At 62.3% G+C, this 19113-nt stretch carries 13 protein-coding genes; 3 read left to right on the top strand and 10 right to left on the bottom strand.

The genetic code is table 11. The features are described from left to right. Positions 1-124: 124 nt before the first annotated feature. A complete protein-coding gene (locus P3T16_RS31815) occupies positions 125-541 on the bottom strand; it encodes a universal stress protein (protein ID WP_429345251.1) in 417 nt (138 codons plus the stop codon). 688 nt (positions 542-1229) lie between these two features. On the opposite strand from P3T16_RS31815, the gene P3T16_RS31820 reads away from it, so the two are divergent. Next, positions 1230-2267, top strand: a complete 1038-nt coding sequence (locus P3T16_RS31820) for an IS481 family transposase (RefSeq protein WP_429345252.1) — start codon at positions 1230-1232, stop codon at positions 2265-2267. A gap of 66 nt (positions 2268-2333) precedes the next feature. Here the strand turns inward: P3T16_RS31820 and P3T16_RS31825 are convergent, their stop codons facing one another. From P3T16_RS31825 to P3T16_RS31845, 5 genes are all read right to left on the bottom strand, one after another. Then, positions 2334-4598, bottom strand: a complete 2265-nt coding sequence (locus P3T16_RS31825; protein ID WP_429345253.1) for a DEAD/DEAH box helicase — start codon at positions 4596-4598, stop codon at positions 2334-2336. Further along, positions 4570-5868, bottom strand: a complete 1299-nt coding sequence (locus P3T16_RS31830) for an ATP-binding protein (protein WP_429256334.1) — start codon at positions 5866-5868, stop codon at positions 4570-4572. The genes P3T16_RS31825 and P3T16_RS31830 overlap by 29 nt, the downstream gene beginning before the upstream one ends. Beyond that, positions 5865-8084, bottom strand: a complete 2220-nt coding sequence (locus P3T16_RS31835) for a TerB N-terminal domain-containing protein (protein WP_429345254.1) — start codon at positions 8082-8084, stop codon at positions 5865-5867. The genes P3T16_RS31830 and P3T16_RS31835 overlap by 4 nt, the downstream gene beginning before the upstream one ends. A 291-nt stretch (positions 8085-8375) precedes the next feature. Next, positions 8376-8729: a BON domain-containing protein gene (locus tag P3T16_RS31840; protein WP_429345255.1), complete on the bottom strand. Its 354-nt coding sequence runs from the start codon at positions 8727-8729 to the stop codon at positions 8376-8378. A gap of 251 nt (positions 8730-8980) precedes the next feature. Then, a complete protein-coding gene (locus P3T16_RS31845) occupies positions 8981-11290 on the bottom strand; it encodes a putative bifunctional diguanylate cyclase/phosphodiesterase (protein WP_429345256.1) in 2310 nt (769 codons plus the stop codon). A 287-nt stretch (positions 11291-11577) separates the two neighbouring features. On the opposite strand from P3T16_RS31845, the gene P3T16_RS31850 reads away from it, so the two are divergent. Then, positions 11578-12231, top strand: coding sequence for a phosphoribosyltransferase (locus P3T16_RS31850; protein ID WP_429345257.1), 654 nt, complete (start codon positions 11578-11580; stop codon positions 12229-12231). A gap of 22 nt (positions 12232-12253) precedes the next feature. Here P3T16_RS31850 and galU read toward each other — a convergent pair whose 3' ends face one another. Then, complete coding sequence (gene galU / locus P3T16_RS31855) at positions 12254-13147, bottom strand: UTP--glucose-1-phosphate uridylyltransferase GalU (RefSeq protein ID WP_429256339.1); 894 nt, start codon at positions 13145-13147, stop codon at positions 12254-12256. Between the two features lie 272 nt (positions 13148-13419). After that, entirely contained in the window at positions 13420-13566 is a 147-nt protein-coding gene (locus P3T16_RS31860) for a hypothetical protein (RefSeq protein ID WP_429256340.1), read from the bottom strand. A gap of 261 nt (positions 13567-13827) precedes the next feature. Here P3T16_RS31860 and P3T16_RS31865 point away from each other — a divergent pair, with 261 nt between their 5' ends. After that, positions 13828-15018: an acyltransferase family protein gene (locus P3T16_RS31865; protein ID WP_429345258.1), complete on the top strand. Its 1191-nt coding sequence runs from the start codon at positions 13828-13830 to the stop codon at positions 15016-15018. 72 nt (positions 15019-15090) lie between these two features. Here the strand turns inward: P3T16_RS31865 and P3T16_RS31870 are convergent, their stop codons facing one another. Continuing rightward, complete coding sequence (locus P3T16_RS31870) at positions 15091-17598, bottom strand: glycosyltransferase family 4 protein (RefSeq protein WP_429345259.1); 2508 nt, start codon at positions 17596-17598, stop codon at positions 15091-15093. After that, a complete protein-coding gene (locus tag P3T16_RS31875) occupies positions 17595-19061 on the bottom strand; it encodes a flippase (RefSeq protein ID WP_429345260.1) in 1467 nt (488 codons plus the stop codon). The genes P3T16_RS31870 and P3T16_RS31875 overlap by 4 nt, the downstream gene beginning before the upstream one ends. Between the last annotated feature and the right edge of the window lie 52 nt (positions 19062-19113).

Here is a 19113-nt window from a genome sequence, read left to right on the forward strand (position 1 = left end):
GGCGGGCACTTCCCGCGATCGAGTCCGGATATAAGTCCGCAACCACCCTCCTCGCCACGCACAATCGCCTTGCAAAAGGGAGGCGACCATATAAGAAATGTCGTGTTTCTGAACGCTGGATGCCTCAGTGAACCATCGTCACGGGTGTGATCGTCCGTATCGAGAGCGCCGCAAGCGTTGCCAGTCTTCTAAACAACCCCATATGACTGGCGTCGATCACCATCACGTCGGGCCGGGTCGTTGCGGCGTAGGCGGCAATGGCTTTCGTGCGGCGGCCGAATACCCGTTTCCATTTGTACGGTACGCCGGCCTCTTCGAGGATCGCGCGAGCGTCGACCAGCGCCTTCAGCATGGCCCGTTTTTCCAGCCGCGCCAGTGAGCTTCGGGTATGAAAGGCTGCCGCGCGTCCCTGATCGACGGGTTCGAGTATTTCGAGCAGTTCGACCTCGGTAACGCAGCGCTCCAGATACATGAACGCCGCAAAGCGCGCGGCCTCTGCTGCACCTTCGTGATCGAGAACAGGGATTAGCATGCGGAACATCGAAAACTCCTGACGGATATCCTGTTCCTTCAGGTTAGCTAAAGCCGCGTTAACGCCGCGTAAAAGTTGCTGTGAGTAGCGCGCGTGTGCAATCTGGCCTGGTGGGCACCGCGATTGGATACGCCGCATTAACGGCGCTCCCCTGTCCTTTTATAAAATCGCTACACCGTTGCTGGGAGAATCTCCCTATCGAAGAGTGGGGTCGCAAATGCCGGGGTTTCGTCCATATGGAGATGCAGCGGAAGATCACGTGGAAACAGGTGAGCACGGCGCCGTAATCGTCCGCCGTCGAATGCTTCGCCGCTTATGCTTCGGACTTGCGGTGACTTCCAGCGTGCTTGCGCTGCTGGCGATGAGCCTGGGCTTTTCCACGATTGGCGTCGCCGGCTATGTCGCAGCAATCTTGCCGTTTGCGTTCTTTTCGTAGAAGTCTGTCGCAAGCGCTTGTGGGAACACGCCAAGGCGTGATGGGGGCGAAAACAGCACGAAGTGTATGAATCGGACATAGGCCGACGATGTGCTCTTACGAACGCTTGCGACAGCCTGGTTTTAAAACGACAAAGCGGGAACTGAACTGTATTGAACTAGACTAAATCTGACAGTGGTCGGTTTCTCGTGCTGATGTGCGCTGGCGCGAAGGGCGTAGCCCGAAGCGACAACGCACGCGGCAAACCGCAAGGAGTCCACCATGACTCAGGAACAGAAAGTCATCCGCGCCAAGGTCGGGATGCTGGAGCTGGCCCGGCAACTGGGCAACGTCAGTCAGGCCTGCCGTGTAATGGGCTATTCGCGCGACAGCTTCTACCGTTTCAAGGAACTGTACGATAAGGGCGGTGAAGCGGCCCTGCAGGAAATCTCCCATCATCGTCCGGTGCTGAAGAACCGCGTGGATCCGCAGGTCGAGGCCGCCGTGCTCGAACTGTCGCTGGAACTGCCCGCCTACGGCCAGATCCGTATCGCTAACGAAGTGCTCAAACGCCATGCCCTGAGCGTCTCGCCACAGGGTGTGCGCGGCGTCTGGTTGCGTCATGATCTCCAGACCATGAACCATCGTCTCAAGGCTCTGGAAGCCAGATCCGCCCAGGAGGGGATGGTACTGACCGAATCACAGCTGGCCGCGCTCGAGCGCGCCAAACTGGAAAAGGAAACACACGGCGAATTCGAATCGGAATGCCCCGGCTACTGCGGCGCCCAGGACACCTTTTACGTCGGCACGCTCAAAGGCGTGGGTCGCGTCTATCAGCAGACCTTTGTCGATACCTACTCGAAAGTGGCGTTTGCAAAGCTCTATGACCGCAAGACGCCGCTGCCGGCCGCCGACCTGCTCAACGATCGCGTCGTACCGTTCTTCGACAGCTACGGCATCCCGCTCGCACGGGTGCTGACCGACCGGGGCACGGAGTATTGCGGCAACCCGGAACACCATGAATATGAGCTCTATCTGGCGCTGGAGAACATCGACCACACCCGCACCAAAGCGCGTTCTCCGCAAACCAATGGCATCGTCGAACGGCTACACAAGACCATGCTCAACGAGTTCTATCGTATCGCCTTCCGCAGGAAGATCTACGACTCGATCGCAGCCCTGCAGACCGATCTGGACGGGTGGCTTGACCAGTACAACAATGAGCGCGAACATCAAGGCCGATGGTGCTACGGCAAGACGCCTATGCGTACCTTCCTCGATTCACTCGAACTCGCCAGGGAGAAACTCATCCCTCACTGAATCGACTTTGTTACTTCACTCTCCGACTACCTGTCAGATTAAGTCCAGGCTAATACAACTGAACACTCAACCGTCCGTGGATACCCGATCCGCCAGCAACAACCGCCGTGCCTCGGTCACCGCACCCGCCATATCCAGCCGCAACGATGCATAAGCGGACCGCTTCACGTTATCCGGCAACGTCCAGTCCCACTTTTCGTTATCGACGTTCTGGATCGCCTGCAGCGCTGCGGTCGTTTCCGATACCGTCATCGTCGAAATCCGCTGCAACGCATCCCGAACCGCGCCAACGCCCGAAACCCGAACGCTCACGGCCGGCCCCTGATTCCACGCATCCAGATTTTCAGCACGCAGCAGAACGACCAGCGCATCGTTCAGCCAGTCGCCAGCCCACGTCGCCAGCATCACGCTGTTGCCTTCGACGAAAATCGATCGCGTCGCCAGGTTAGCTGAAGCAAAGTATCGACGCGCTTCGTCCAGCAGTGCGCGACCCTTCGTGTCCAGAAACACAACGGGCTCCGTTTCAGCGAGCACGCGAAACATCTCGCGCCGCACTTCGTCATGAACTCTCGCGCCCGTGCCGTCGAAGACGGGTGGCGCACCGCCCCGGTCCGGATGAACGAACACCGTCTTCCTTTCGGCGTCGACATCCTGCACGCGCCAGCGCTGCCCGGCGAAAATGATGCTCTGGCCCGGCGTCAACGGATGCGTAACCGGCAGCGAACCGAGTTGCCGGCTGCCGGCCACCACACGGAATTCGTCGTCGCTCGAAAACGACGCGTAGAACTCGTAGTGATTCACGATCCGCTCGCCAGCAGAGCCATGCAGCAGCAAGCCACCCTTTAAGCCGCCCTTTTCCTGGACAATCAGATCCCTGCTGCCGAGGCTGTGCAGAATGGCCGCAAAAGCCGGCTTGTCGATGCTGTCGAAGGGACCGTCCACGACGAGCGTCTGCCACAGTTCGACAGCCGTGACGCCGCCGCGCTCGGCGATGATCGACAGTATCTGCTGCACCAGTGTCGACGGATGCAGCCCACCTGCGCGTGGCGGCTCAAACCAGCGTTGCAGCAGCAGCCTGACCATTGCAATCGATTGCACCAGTCCTTCGCGCAACCGGTCCGAAAAATCTGAATCGTCGCGCAGCTCTGCCTCGACGCAATAGCAGCGCAGGATCGCAGCTTCGCCCTTGCGACGACCCGAGCGTCCGAGCCGTTGCCGCAGGCTCGCCACGGAAGGCGGCGGCCCGATCTGCGCCACGCTCTTCACGGCGCCGATGTCGATGCCGAGTTCGAGCGTCGTCGTGCAGACGGCGCTCGCCGGGCGGTCGCCCGCCTTGAGCGCGCGTTCCGTCTCCTCGCGCAACTCCTTCGACAGACTGCCGTGATGCGGCCAGAATTCGTTTGGATAACCGTCTCGTTCGCACGCGCGACGCAAGAGGCTCGCGTAGTTTTCCACCAGCCGGCGACTGTTCGGAAAGATCAGGTTGTTCGATCCGCGCAACGCGCGATAGATCTGGTTCGCCACTTCGAGCGTACTGCCGGGCACGTCGTCTTCGAGCGCGGGCCGCTCGTCCGGTGCCAGGTCAAAGTCGAGCCGCGCGCCCTTCTCCACGAATCCCTTGATCAGAACCTTCAGTTCCTGGTCCGCGCTTGCCGACTCGATGATGTCGATGGGCCGCGTTGCCCGCGCGCGCAGAAAATTTGCGGCAAGCTGCATGTCGCCGAGCGTCGCCGACAACCCCACGCGCGGCACCGCCCTGCCGCAGACGCGATCCACACGATGCATCAGCGACTGCAGTTGCATCCCGCGCTCGGAGCCGATGAACGCGTGCAGTTCATCGACGACCACATACCGGAGCGCGCTGAAGATCGAAGCCAGCGACGAACCGCGATTGACGAACAACGCTTCGAGCGATTCCGGCGTGATCAGCAGCACACCCGCCGAATGCTTCAGGAAGCGCTGTTTGCGGCCCGCGGACACGTCGCCATGCCATCCGGTCACCGGAATGTCGAGCGACTCACAGAGCCGCTCGAGACGCAACCATTGATCGTTGATCAGCGCCTTCAGCGGGCTGATGTACAGCACGGATCCGACACAACGCTCATCGCGAAGCAGATTCGACAGGATCGGCAGAAACGCCGCCTCAGTTTTTCCGGCGGCGGTTGCGGCCGCGATGATGACATCGCGGTCCGCACCGATCAACGCGGGCACCGCCCGCTCCTGCGCGTCGCGAAGTTCCGTCCAGCCTTCGCGCCAGATCCATCGGCGGATCCGTTCGTCGAGCAGGTCGAAACTTCGCGAGTCAGTTGAGCCGGAAGCTGGTGAGCTCATCGTCGCTGTCCGTTGCGATGTCCGCTGCACCGCCGGTGTCGCGCTCGACTTCAAGGCCGCCGATCATCTGCCGCCAGTCCGCCTCCGGGTTCTGTTCCAGCACGGCCAGCAGGTTGACGAACGCGGTAATCGTAGTGCGTGGCGTGCGGAAATACGCTTCGCCCAGACGTGACGCGCAATGCGCCATGAAATCCTGGATCGCTTCGGCGGGAAGGAGCGCCCTGCCCGCGTCGCCGAATGCGTGGACGATGCGGATCTTGTCGAGCAGCACGTAGAAATCTTCCGGCGTGAGGCTCGCGAGCCGGATCACCGGCCCGCTATAGTCGACGAGCCCGTTCGTCGCAAACGCGTTTTCCGCGAGGCGCGACTGCAACGCCGGATAACTGTAGAGACCGCGCCGCGTATCGAGCAGAAACTCGGGCGTGCCGCCCAGCACGAAACCCAGCCCGACGGCCGAGCCTTGCAGCGAATCGTTCAGGATGCGCAGGATCTGTTCGTAGTTGGCGTTTCTCGCCTGCACGTTCGCGAGTTTGTACAGGTTCACCAGTTCGTCGAGGCACACCATCAACCCGCTGTAGCCGGCCATTCGCACGAAGCGGCCGAGCAGCTTGAGCTGGTCGTACATATTGGCGTCGTCGACGATGGTCCGCACGCCCAGCGCGTTGCGCGCGTCGGTGCGCGTCGAAAATTCGCCACGCAGCCAGCGAACCGCGTCGCTTTTGAGCTGCTCGTTGCCTTCTTCGAAACCACGGCAGTACGCGGCGATAACGTCCGCGAAATCGTAGCCGTTGACCATCTCGGTCAACTGTCCCAGCTGCGCGCGAATGACCGCTTCGCTCGTGCGGCCCGTTGCCTTCGCTTCAGTCTTCGCCTGACCGATAAACTTTTCGACGACGCCCGCCAGCGCTCCGCCTTCGGGCTTCGTACGCGTCGCCATGTTCTTGACGAGTTCGGCGTACAGCGACCTCGCCTGACCGCCCGACGCGTGAAGACGCCGGTCCGGATTCAGGTCGGCGTGCACGGTGACGAGCTTTTTCTCGAGCGCGATGGCCCGGACCAGGTTCAGAAAAAACGTCTTGCCCGCGCCATACTCGCCCACGACGATGCGAAAGCTCGAGCCACCATCGGCGACGCGTTCGACGTCCTGGAGCAGCGCTTCAAGTTCGCGCGCACGGCCCACCTGAATCAGATGCTGCCCGACCCGCGGAACAACGCCGGCGCGAAGAGACTGCAAAACCGCGTCGCGGTCTTTGGGGCGAATCGTTGTCATGCTGCCAACCTTTGAGCTAGATCCTGATTGATCTCTACCGGGTCATCCCCGTCTGTGAGCGGCTCGTCCCAGTGATCGAGCGACGCCTCGTTGACCTGTTCGATCGCGCCGTCGAGCATCAGCTCGAGGTCCGCCGCGGCATCGGCGAGCTCGGCGCGCGTCCATGTGGGACGGGAAACCAGAAGCCGCAGGAAGGTCGAATGCGCGTCGTCCAGACCGAGCAGCGCCGTCGGCGATGCTTCGATCTCTTCAGGTTCATCGGGTTCTTCCGGCTCCGTCGCAAGTATCGCGACATCCGATGCCGACGGCTGCTCTTCGACGAACACATCGGCAAGAATCGCCGACACGCGCGCTGTTTCGTGCTGAAGCGCGGCGATCCTCGCGGCATCGAGCACGAACCCGCGGTCCGCGGACGATGCTCCCCGCGCTACGCCCTTCGATGCCCGCGCCGGCTTCGTTACACCTGAAGTACCCGAAGCACCTACTGTTCCCGGTGCCGCACTCGCGCCCTGATGCAGATCGATATATAGGCGCTGCGGGTCGAGATCAAGCATACGATAGATCTTCTCCAGCAATTTCACCTCTTCCCGCGAGACCGTGCCGTCTGCATTGGCGGTCTGCACAAGAAAGCACGCAATCGCCTGTTTGACCTCAGCGGGCAGCGGTTCGAGCTTCTTCTTCAACCCGGCGCTGGATGCCGTCTGCGCGAGCTGCACAAGATTTCTCGCCTTCAGACGGGTCTGCTGCAGCGGCGCAAGATGAGACCATGCGTCGATTTCCCGTTCGATCAGCGCGATTTCCGCATCCGATGCGCTGCCGTCCGCTTTCGCCACCGCAGCGGCCAGGTCGACCATCAAGGTCGCGACGAGATAGGCATCGTCGGCCTTGACGACGTCGGTCGTTGCGGGCGCAACGAACAGCGCCAGCGCGTCGTCGGCCTTCGGCGTGCGTGCGCCGAGCCGCACGTCCGGCTCGACCGCCACGCCCGACTGCGACAGCGCGGCGAAAAACGACGCCAGCTTGTCACGCGTCAGATTGCCCATGACCTTGAAGCGCCCGAGCAACGCGCCAAAACGCGTGACAACCGTCCCGCCCGCGACCTCGCCAGCGAGCGCGCCGATTTCCTGATGCGTCGAATCGGGCCACAGATCCGGCGGCAACATCAGCGTGGCTTCGAGCGAACCCTGTGCGTCGGGATTGCGGCCCAGATAACGGCTGTATGCACCGAGCGCGTCGGCGGATTCGTTCATCAGCAGCTGCAGCCTGTTGCGCGGCCCGGTTACCGCGGCCACGTCCGGCAAGCCGAGCAGAAATCCCGGCAACGGTACGTTCTGGAGCGCCTTGAACGCGGGCTGCGGCAGCACATTGAGCCGCGTGCGATTCACCGGCACCAGCATGCCTTCGTGGAAGCGCTCGCGGTATTTGCGCACGAAGATCCGGTCGAACTCGTTCGCGCAACGCGTCACGGCTGTACGACGGATCATCATGGGGTCCAGCTTGACCCACGCGAGCGCCCAGCCGGCCGGCACCGGATGGTTGTCGACCGCGGCCTGCCCGAAGGCGACACGCACGTTCAGCGGGACCTGATAGCCGGTCGCGGAGCCGTTCGGCGCCGTCTGCTCGTAGACCTTGCCGGTTCGCGACGTCATCAGGCCGATGATCTCGAGCAGGTTCCGGACGTGTCTTTGCCACGTATAGTCGGCGTCGAGATTCAGCATCCGCTGCAATTCCCGGACCATCTCGCCGTATTCGGCTTCGCTCACCTTTCCGGCCGCGCCGTCGATCAGCACGCGCCGCTCGAAGCCGTACAGATGCAAAAACAGATAGCCGGTGTTGATCGGCGATTTCCTGCGATCGGATCCGAGCCATTCGAGGTAGGTGCGCCGCTGCTCGCCTGAAAGCGTCGCGTAGTTCAGCGAGACGAAGCCGACCTCCGCTGCGGGATCGGCGCCCGATTGCGCCACATGCGCCTCCATATCGAGCACGCACGCGTCAACCGGCCCGGGCCGGGCCCGACGGAAATCGCCGACGTAAAAGAAGCCCCGGTCGATCGACACATCGGCGACTTCGACCGTTTCGCCCGGCATGACCCAGCGCGTCGAAGATGTCGCTGCGCGCGCAGGCGTGTTGATCCGGTAGCCGTCGGGAGCGGCGCTGTCTGAAACCGAAACGGTTACCAGCGGCTCATCGCCGTGGGAGCCGGAAGGATTGGTCATGGAATAACAGGCTCGTGAGCCTTGTGCGAAGTGAATGCAGGCGCTGCATGAGCGCGGGCGCCCGATCTGCTCCGCCCCCGCCCCATTTTTGTCCTCGCCTGACGGTCTTCGGTCTGTGCCCGCACATCGCGGACCGGCTTGGGTTAGCCGCTGATTATATTACGGGTCTTTTAGGGTCAAAGGACGGGCGCGAAGCCGCGCCGCGCCGCAATAGCAAGGCCCGCGATCCGCCTCGCATGGCTGATCGCGGGCCCGACGGTGTTTCGGCGTAAAGGCGGAATGCCGTTACGCTCAACCTCCTCCGCCCTGCGTGCCGAGCGTGATCTTGTTCGTGACCGATGTCACACCGGGCACGCCCTTGGCCACTTCTTCAGCCTGCGGGATCTGCGCGCCGTCCGGCACCGAGCCGGTGAGCGTGACCGCGCCACCGCGTGCGCGAACGAAAACGTTCGACACATCAAACCCTTGCGCCTTCGACAGCGCACGACGCACGTCCAGCCCGAGCTTTCGATCCGTCTTCTTCATCGCCTTTGCGCTCGGGGCCGAGGCGGGTGCCATGGCGTCGCTCGACTGGGCCCATGCGCTCGATGCCACCGACACGCAGACCACCACGCCCAGCGCCTTCAACATCTGTATTGCTTTCATGACCTCTCCTCTTGTTTGATTCGTCGATCGTTCGGGCCGGTTCAGATGCCGTCCCGCATCGCAGCACGCGCACTGCATTACTCCGGACGCCCGCCAGCGCGCATCAACGCGCGACGAGCCCCCGCACCACCCTGTTTGCTCAGGTGGCACAAAGCAATTTAATCCACCCAGGCACCAAGCGCAAAGAATTTAGCGGTGCGCGGGAACCAGCGGCCCGCCGCGCGCGGGCTGTCGGGCCCGTCATTCCACATCTAGCGCACCATCTGCACGCCGGGTGCGTCGTACGGCGCCAGCAGGTGATGCGCGTACGCCAGCGCTTCGACCGGCCGGCTGAACAGATACCCCTGCTGCTTGTCGCAGCCGATGGAGCGCAGAAAGGCCGCCTGCGCCGCTGTTTCCACGCCTTCGGCAGTGACATTCATACCGAGCGAATGGGCCATCGCCACCACCGCCTGCGTGATCGCGACCGAATCGCGATGATCCGGCAGGCCGGCAACGAACGAGCGGTCGACTTTCAGGTTGTGCAGCGGAAACCGCTTCAGATATGACAGCGACGAATAGCCGGTGCCGAAGTCGTCGACCGAAATCCGCACGCCCAGGTCGGTCAGCGCCCGTAACATCGGCAGCACGGCCTCGCTGTCGCGCATCAGGAGGCCTTCGGTGATCTCGAGTTCCAGCGCGCCCGGATCGAGCCGGGTGCGCGCGAGGCAACCGGCGATCCGCTCGACCAGCCCGTCATTGAACTGGCGCGGCGACAGATTCACGGCGATCACGAGATCCGGCGCGATCGTGCGGCGCCACCCGGCGGCCTGCTCGCACGCGCGTTCGAGCACCCAGTGACCGATCGGGATGATGAGGCCCGTGTCTTCCGCGACCGGGATGAATTCCGCCGGCGACACCTGACCCAGCTCCTCGTGATGCCAGCGCAGCAGCGCTTCCGCGCCGATCGTGCGGCCGCAGCCGCTGTCGATCACCGGCTGGTAGACGAGGCTCAGTTCGCCCGCGGCCAGCGCGCGGCGCAGCGACTGCTCGATCGTGAAGCGGCGTTGCAGACGCTGGTTCAGCTCGGCGGTAAAGAACTGGAAGTTGTTCCGGCCGCGCTGCTTCGCGTGATACATCGCAGAATCGGCGTTGCGCATCAGCATCGTGGCGTCCTGCCCGTCGCCGGGCGAGAGACTGATGCCAATCGACACGCCGAGGTAATACTCGTTGTTCGCCACTTCGAACGGCACGGCAATCGTATCGAGCACCTGGCGCGCGAGCGTCGCGAGATCCTCGACATCACGATACCCGCTCACGACGATCACGAACTCGTCGCCGCCCACGCGCGCCAGCGTATCCGCATCGCTCACGCAGCGCGCGAGCCGTGCCGCGACGCTGCGCAGCAACGCATCGCCGGCATCGTGTCCGGCGGTGTCGTTGACCTTCTTGAAGCCATCGAGATCGACGAACAGCACGGCGATCCGTTCGGGTGGCGCAGAGCCATCAGCGGGCTCGAAGAGTTCGCGCATCCGGTCGCCCAGATACGCGCGGTTATAGAGACCGGTCAGCGAATCGCGCGTCGCAAGCTGCCGAAGCTGCCGATGCGCCTCGCGCACCGGCCCTATATCGTTGAACGAGATGAGCACCGAACCCGTCTCGCTTTCGCCGGGCTTGATGATCGGCACGACGTTTTCGGTGATCCACACCATCTCGCCGTCAGCCAGCTCCAGCCCGATGACGAGGCCTAACAGCGGCTTGCCGCTTGCAAGCACACGACGCGTCGGCTGCTCGCCATCCGGAATGGACGACCCGTCTTCCCACACCGCGCGCTTCATCACGCTATGGATGCTCTCGCCGATCAGGCTCGTCCTTGCATGCAGCATCCGCCGCGCGCTGGGATTGCACGCCAGCACCACGCCCTCGCGCGACTGCACGACGATGCCCTCGTTCAGATGATCGACGACCAGCCGGTGATGTTCTTCGCTTTGCGCGAGACGCCGCGCGATGGTGTCCTGATGGACCGCAAGCCCTACGCTGCGACCGATGTCGCGCAGGATTGCTTCCTCTTCCCTGCCCGGCCGCCGCGGCGCGCGATAGTAGACGGCGAATGCGCCGAGCACGGTGCCCGCGTCGTCCTGCAGTGGAATCGACCAGCACGCACGCAATCCGATTGGCAACGCGAGATGTTTGTAGTTCGCCCAGAGTGGATCGGTTTCGATGTCTTCGACCACCACCATGTGTCGCTCGAACATCGCGGTGCCGCATGAGCCGGTCCCCGGCCCGATCGCGAGACCGTCGATCGCCGCGCTGTAATGCGCGGGCAATGACGGCGCAGCGCCGACCCTTGCGCGGCAGCCGTCCTCGTCCAGCAACAGGATCGTGCACGACGACCCCGCGCCCAGCAGCGCTTCGGCGCGTCGGCATACTTCGACAAGCAGTTCCGGCAACGGCGTATTACGCGTGATCAGGCGCAATACGCTCTGTTCGGACGCGAGCACTTCCTCGGCCAGACTCGACCGGTAGCGTGCGCTCTCCGGCTCGACGTCAAAGGCGAACCCTGCGGTCTCTTGACGAATCATAGTTGCGCTCCCTAACCCGACATCGGCAGTTCCAGAGCCCTGGCGCACTGGGGTTTACGCTAATCGCTGCGAAAAGAAGCGTGGGATCGACCACAGGACCGACAATACACGAAGCCGGCACCGGGCCGGCGTGGTTAATATTTAGCAAACACCGGGAAATGGGCGGGGTGCGGCGGCGGCTTTCAGGCGCGTCGGCCCGCGCGCCGGTTGTCAGCGTCTGCACGAAGTGTGCGGCAGCGCTTGCGCATCGTGGCAGACTATCCGCATCTACCGTGATGGGGCCGATCATGGAGCGTCGTTTTATCGATCGGGCGGAAGCGGGCCGCGTGCTCGCGTGCCAGTTATATGCTTACGCACACCGCAGCGATGTGGTCGTGCTCGGTCTGCCGCGCGGCGGCGTGCCCGTCGCGTTCGAAATCGCGCAAGCGCTTGCCGCGCCGCTCGACGTGCTGGTGGTTCGCAAACTCGGCGTGCCGGTGCAGCCCGAACTCGCAATGGGCGCGATCGCGTCCGGCGACGCGCTGTACGTCGATCGCGAGTTGCAGGACGATACAGGCGTGACGCAGGCGGAATTCGAGCGGGTGCTGACGCAGGAAAGGCTCGAGTTGAAGCGACGTGAGGCGCTGTACCGCGAAACACGGCCGGCGCTCACGGTGACGGGACGGATTGTCATCGTGGTCGACGACGGCATGGCGACCGGCGCGACGCTCAGGGTAGCGGCGCAGGCGCTGCGTTCGCAAGCACCGGCCAGGATCATTGCGGCGCTGCCGGTCGCGCCCGCGAATGCGGCGCGCCGGCTCAGCGATGTCTTCGATGAATTCGTCTGCGCGATGACGCCCCACGTCTTCTTCAGCGTGGGCCAGTTTTACGCGGACTTCAGCGAAACCGTCGACGATGAAGTCCGCGACCTGCTCGCGCGCTCATCTCGCGACGCGCGCTGAAACGCCCTGCAATGCGCTGCTTTCAGGCGGCCTGCGCGGTGAGCGCGAGCGGCAGATAGTTCTGCAGATATTCCTCGAAATCCGCTTTCACCTCGGGATGGCGCAGCGCGAATTCGACGGTCGCCTTCAGATAACCGAGCTTGCTGCCGCAATCGAAACGCGTGCCGAAATAGCGATACGCGAGCACCTGTTCTTCGGACAGCAGCGACTGCAACGCATCGGTCAATTGCAGTTCGCCACCCGCGCCCGGTTTCAGCGCGCGAATGTGTTTGAAGATCGTCGGCATCAGCACATAACGGCCAACCACGCCGAGATTCGACGGCGCCTTCTCGGGCGCTGGCTTCTCCACAATCCCCGACAGCTTGATGACATCCTCTTCCCACTCGCGGCCATCGACTACGCCGTACGAGCGGCTCTCCTCGCGCGCAATGGTTTCAACGCCCACCACCGAGCTGTGATAGTGGTTGAATACATTGACCAGCTGCTTCATGACCGGCTCTGAACTGTGCAACAGATCGTCGGCGAGGATCACGGCAAACGGGCTCTCGCCAACCAGCTTTTCCGCGCATAGCACGGCGTGGCCCAGGCCGAGCGCCGTGGCCTGGCGAACATAAAAACAGTCGACGTTCGCCGGCTTGATGCTACGCACGAGATCGAGCAGTTGTTCCTTGCCGCGTGCTTCGAGCTCGGCTTCGATCTCGTACGACTTGTCGAAGTGATCTTCAATGGCCCGCTTGCTGCGGCCCGTGACGAAAATCATCTCCGTGATGCCTGCCTCGATGGCCTCTTCCACCGCGTACTGGATCAAAGGCTTGTCGACGATGGGCAGCATTTCCTTCGGGCTCGCTTTGGTAGCGGGCAGGAAACGTGTCCCGAGGCCCGCCACGGGAAACACGGCTTTAGTGACTTTCAGCATGGTTGCGTTCTCACATCGGTTGATGACTGTGCGTCTCGCCAGACTCCGGCGGCTCCGCGTTCCTCGAAAAGACTAACGGAAAATAATTCGTGCGGAGAATCGAAATTACTATTAAATCTCGATATGCATAATCATTCAGACGGAGTTGCCATATTATGAAATCACATCGGAAACAGTTACACGCCAGTTATGCGGGCGGCGGAAGGAATTTCCGGCCGGACGGCCGTTGATCCGCAAGATGCAGGCAGCGTGCCGGCGGCGTCCGTCGTGCATTACTCGTGCTCTTCCATGGGCGGCAGCTTGCTGCCCTGATTCATCCGGAAACGGCTGATCGGCTCGTTCTTCAATGCCTCACGGTACGCGGAAATCGCGACGAGGATCAGCAATACGGCGACACCTGCCAGCAGATGCATGTTCATGGCGCTACTCCCTGGTTCCAGCAATCCGGCCTTCAAACTAGCATGAAAAAACGGGCAAATAATTCGGGTGTCCGGATTAGATTCTTTTTTCTTCAATCCTCCATCAGTGCGCCTTTTAATTACCTTTGAAAGGCGATTTTTTATTCATTTATTCATTGTCGTCGCGCATTACGATAGTCGTGCGACCGTGGGCCCGCATGCCGGCCCACGCGTGTGTATCTGCCGCATCTGCCTTGGCACACGCATGAACAAGGATTCCGCATGAGCGACCCGGCATTGAACGCCTCCGGCACATCGCTGCCATTCACGGCTTCACCCCGCAGCGGCACGCACGCGGAAAGCGCCGCCAAAGAACACATCGTCGATGCGATGCGGGGTTTCGCCGCCCTGCTCGTTGCCTATTTCCACTGCCGTCAGGTCACGTGGGTCGGCATGGAGACCTTCCACCGCACAGCAGGCAAGGTGCTCGACTTCAACACGATCGTGTCGTATCTGACGTTCCCGATCGCGTGGGGCTCGGCGGGCGTGCCGATTTTCTTTGTCATCAGCGGTTACTGCATCCATCGCGGCGGCGCATTGCGTCTCGCTGCCAATCCGGCGTACAGGCTCGACGCGGTGAACTTCTGGGCACGCCGGTTCGCGCGCATCTACCCGGTGTTGCTGGCCGCCCTGCTGCTGACCTTCGCGCTCGATTCAATCAGCTATCAGCTGCCGCCTGTCAGTCACAAGCTGAAAGACATCGGCCTGCATGTGTTTCTGGTGAACCTGTTTTCGCTGCAAGGCGTTGCGGGCAGAACGTACGGATCGAACGGTGCGCTCTGGACGCTCGCGCTCGAAGTGCAGTTCTACGCCGTCTATCCTCTGCTTTTTGCATTGCGCCGTCGGACAGGCATGCCGTGGGTCGTGGCGATCATCGCGGCGATCAACGTGGTGTCGGCGCTCGTGCTCGAACGACATGACATACAGTTCTTCACCTCGTACTGGCTTTCATGGACACTCGGCGCCTGGATTGCCGAAGCGAAAGTGCACGCCGGCGCTCGCACCCGCCCGCTATCACCATGGCTTTATGCAGCTGCGGCGGCATTCATCCTTGCCGGCTTTGTCGCGTTTCACTTCGGGCAATACGCCGCGTTCCAGTTTTGGGCGATCGGTTTCGCATGCTATCTGCTGAAAGCGCTCGATCGTCCCGCTTCTAACGCGCCGCGCTTCGCGCTGCTGTCGCGTCTCGGCGATTTCAGCTTCTCGCTTTACGTCGTCCATCTGCCGCTGTTCGTGCTGCTGTCCGCACTGGTGTTTCACTCGACGCTTCAGGTCGCGATCTGGCCGTCGTTCGCATTCCTGCTGCTCGCCATTCCTTTTGCGTGGGTGTTCTACCGTCTGGTCGAACTGCCTGCGATGAAATGGTCAGCGAGCCTCAAGCCCAAGGTAAAAGCGGCGCGCGCTCGAGTCTGAGCGGGCGCCGCCTGTTGTCTCTCGTCGTTACCGGCTGCGAATGCCGCGGCCGGTAATAGCGATATGGCCGTGTTATGCCACGGCCGCCTTCTTCAGCTTTCCTGCCTTGCCTGCCTTCCCCGCCACGTCCTTCAGAATGCGCTCGACGCCTGCGACATAGCTCGCCGTGCCGAAGCGCTGCACCGCCGTCCGATGACCATTCGCTACGATCAGTTCACGCAACGCCACGTCTTCCTGCAGTTTCGCGAGCGTGATGGCGAGCGCCTGTGCGTCGCCGGGTTCACACAACAAACCGTCGACGCCATCCTCGACGATTTCGAGCACGCCACCCGCACGCGCTGCAACGACCGGACGCAGTGCCAGCATGCCTTCGACGATCACACGTCCAAACGGCTCTGGCGTGATCGACGTATGCGCGACGACATCCACCGCGCACATGCAGGCCGCCACGTCATGCTGGAATCCGAGAAAATGCACGCGCTCGCCAAGACCGTGCGCGTCGACAAAGGCGCGCAGGCTGGCTTCGTAATCGTCTTCACCGAACAGCGCCGCACCGACGAACACCGCATGCATGCGCGGGTTCAGCACCATCGCTTCGAGCAGGACATGCTGGCCTTTCCAGTGCGCGAGGCGGCTGAACGAGCCGACGAGAAATGCATCCTGCGGCAAACTGAGGCGCGTGCGCAACGTGCGTTGCGGAACGCCGCGCAACGCGTCGAACGGCGCCGCGGAAATGCCGTTGAACACGACATCGATCCGCTTGCTGTCGAAGTCGGTCAAATCAGAAAACGCCTGCGCCGAAGCAGCAGAATTCGCGACTACATGCGACAGTCCGAATTTTGCGCACCACTTGATGATGGCCAGCTGCTTGCGGCCAAAGTGCTGCGCGCTGACGATATCGCGCAGATGCCAGACCACCGGCCTGCGCGCGATTCTGCCCGCGACGGCGCCGATCACCATCGCGCGCTGTGTGTTCGCGTAGATCACATCCGCGTCACGCGCACGTGCGGCCACCGCGCGCACGAGCGACGCCAGTCCCGTCAACGCCGATCCTTTCGGCAGCTTGCCACCCTGCTTGCGCACATGACGCAACGCGCCGGCGTCCAGCACGTCGACCGCGACGCCCGCTTCATCGAGCGCGGCGCGAAACGGTCCGTCGTCGAACAGGGTGACCTGGATGCGTGCACGCAGTGTCTTGACGACTTCGAGCAGCGACAGCTCGGCGCCGCCCAGCACGCCGCTTTGATCGATCGCCAGCACGCCGATGCTTCCAGCTTCAGCCGAACCGCCGGATGGCGGCGTCGAACCATACGCAGGCAATGTAGCGTTGCGCAGCGCCGGCACCTTTTCCTTGACGTGCTCGAAGAAACGTTCACGGAAGTACTTCGCAGAAAACTGCTCTGCATTCGCGCGACAATCCGCAGGCGAAAAGCGCGCGATGTTTCCGTCAAAGCTCTCGACGGCTGCGATGATCGAGTCCGTCGTCTGTTCGTCGAAGAACATACCCGTGGGCCGCGCGTCGTAGATGTCGCGTACGGTTTCGAGCGCCCCGCCCTTGCCATACGCAATCACCGGCGTACCGCAGGCCTGTGCTTCGACTACCGAGATGCCGAAGTCCTCTTCGGCGGCAAACACGAACGCCTTCGCGCGACGCATCTGGTCGTGCAGCACCGCGAACGGCTGGTAGCCCAGGATCTCGACGTTCGGCGTCGCCTTTGCGCGGATCTTCTGCATGTCCGGGCCGTCGCCGATAACAACAAGACGTCGTTCAGGCATCTTTGCAAACGCCTCGACAATCAGATCGATCTTCTTGTACGGCACCATCCGCGAAGCCGTCAGATAGAAATCTTCCTTATGCTCGTTGACAGAAAACGCGTCGACGTCGACGGGCGGAAAGATCACCTGTGCATCGCGCTGGTAAACCTTTTTTATCCGCCGCGCGATGAAGGCCGAATTGGCGACGAATTCATCCACCGAATTCGACGTGCGGATATCCCAGTTGCGCATGTAGTGAAGAATCAGCCGCGCGATCGCGGAACGCGGACCATTGATCAGATTCGACTGCTTCAGGTATTGATGCTGCAGATCCCACGCATAGCGGATCGGCGAATGCACATAGCTGATGTGCACCTGATCGGGCCCGGTCAGCACACCCTTCGCAACAGCGTGGCTGCTGGAAATCACGACATCGTAGGCGGACACGTCGAGCTGCTCGATCGCGAGCGGCATCAGCGGCAGCCACGCGCGATACTTCTTGCGCGCGAACGGCAGGTTCTGGATAAACGACGTGGTAACAGGCTTGTTGCGAATGAACGAGCGGTCGTCGAGAAAGTCGACGAGGCTAAACAGATCCGCATCCGGAAAGCACGCAATGATCTGCTCGAGCACGCGCTCGGCGCCGGCATAGGTCACGAGCCAGTCATGCACGATCGCAACACGGACGGGCTTGCCTGAAGGCGGCAAACGACGCGCCGGCACATCCGGACGCGGCGTGACCGGCAGCAGCGCGTCTGGCAGACGCGCCGTCGGCGCGTCGGGTTTCGTGCGCAGGACGGGTTCGTCAAGGACGTCGTGATTCATGCGCTTTTCCTCATGTTCAGTCGCAACAGCAGCGAGCGGGCAAGCCCGCGCACGGCAGGCGTCATCGTGAGCGACCAGCCAGTATTCGCGAACACCACCAGTGCGCCCGCGGCGAGTGCCACCGTAAAACTGGAAAGGAAGGCGGCCAGATACAGGCTGCCCATCAGAAACACGAGATGCGGGAGCATGTCGAGCCAGATCGGCCGCGCGCGGATCGCCGAGAGCCACAGCAGCGCGGCGTAATCGAACAGCGCCCGTCCGGCGACCACCACTGCCGCGCCCGTCAATCCGAAATGTGCGATGCCGAACCACAGGCCGCCTGCGAACAGCGGCAGTTCGACGAGCGCAATCTTCGCCGCCGCAGCCGGATTCACCTGCGACTGGATCAGCACGCGTGTGACATTCGCCTGCCCGATGAGCCAGATGCTGAGCACGAGAATGCGGCCCACGGGCGCGGCCTCACGCGCGACTTCGGGGCCCACCCACAGGTGCAGAAATGGTTCGAGCGCGAAAATCGCGACGATCGCAACCGGCGTGAAGACGGCATTGAGAAACTCGAGCGCCTGCTGCGCAAGCACGTCCGCGTGATCCCGCCGGACTGCCGACAGGCGCGGAAACAGCGTGCGCACAAAGGCGGTCGAAACGATATTGAGCCGGTACACGAGGTTTTGCGGCACCGTGTAGTACGTGACGAAACGCGCGCCCATCGCGGTGCCGAGCATCATGCGGTCAAGCGAATCGGAGACCATGTTGGTCATGCTGGTCACGAGCATCCAGCCGCCGAAATTGAACAGCCCCTTCGCGACCTTGAACTGCGGCGGCATGATGCAGCGGATGTTGAGCACCTTGAACGTCGAACGACCGAGCAGCAGCGCAGCAAGGAGTCGGGCGACCACCGCTGCGGCCAGCACGGTCTGCAGGTTTGGGGCGATCAGCCAGGCCATCGCAAGCGGCAGCAACTGGAACAGGAACGTGCCGATCGTCTGATTGGTGTTGTAGATACCGAAACGCTCGGCGCCGTTAATCGCACCGGCGAACACCCACGAGACGTTTGCAATGGGAATCGCGACGGCGAGCCACGGCAGCGCCATATAGACCTCGTGCTGCATCGCTGGCGACACGCGCGTGAAATACGCGGTGTAGATAAACGCGCCGAAGTAGATCACGAGGCCACCGATGATGCCGGTGCCGAGATTGAGCCAGAACGCGCTCCAGAACACGCGGGCACACTCTTCCTCATCGTTCGAAGCACGCGCCTTCGAGATGTGATTCTGCGCGGCCATGCTCATGCCGAGATCAAGAATGCCGAAGTAGCCGATCAGCGTCCATACGAGGCTGATCACGCCGTAGCGTTCCACGCCAAGCGCCCTGATGTAGGCTGGCACCGTCACGAGCGAAACGAACGTCGGCAGCACGAGCCCGCAAAAGTTGATCGCTACGTTCTTGAGGATGCCTTTTTCCATCAGATGCCTTTGAGTCAGTATTGCGCCCGCCGCTGGCGCGATAGGAGATGCT

The sequence above is a fragment of the Paraburkholderia sp. GAS42 genome, assembly GCF_050436565.1.
In the GTDB taxonomy this organism is placed as follows: Bacteria; Pseudomonadota; Gammaproteobacteria; order Burkholderiales; family Burkholderiaceae; genus Paraburkholderia.